Annotated in this window: 1 protein-coding gene; it reads left to right on the forward strand. The window is 47.7% G+C overall.

Annotated elements, in window-relative coordinates; genetic code table 11:
- Positions 1–107: 107 nt before the first annotated feature.
- Positions 108–377 (forward strand): hypothetical protein (locus B5P42_RS31815; protein ID WP_142674077.1); only part of this gene is annotated, 270 nt, incomplete at its 3' end.

The following is a 377-nucleotide window of genomic DNA, read 5'->3' on the forward strand; positions in this document are numbered from 1 at the left end:
GAAATTAACACACAATAACTCGTCTGTACCTAAGCACAGCTTCGCGGACATTTCGCAATCCTACGGACTCCGTGTCGTCTTGAATTTGATCAGGTACCTCGTCGCATATGTCGGAATTTGAACAATTCAGAACCAATGGGTTTACCCATGGTGGAGCGGTATTCCGTGTTCCAGGTGATGCCAGCAGCGTGCAGAACAATTGCTTGTTCGATTCAGTTCTTGCCTCCGGTCTGGTGCCAGAGTGCAGCCCTTCTGAATTCCGAGCAATTGTGATAAAACGCCATTTAACAGGTCAGCCAGGTCGCGAGACTGCCAACAAACTCTATCCGCTGTTCGCTCTTGGAACAGAAACAATCGACGATTATCAAAAAACGATG

The organism is Bacillus sp. SRB_331 (assembly GCF_003264175.1).
GTDB lineage: Bacteria > Bacillota > Bacilli > Bacillales > Bacillaceae_G > Bacillus_A > Bacillus_A mycoides.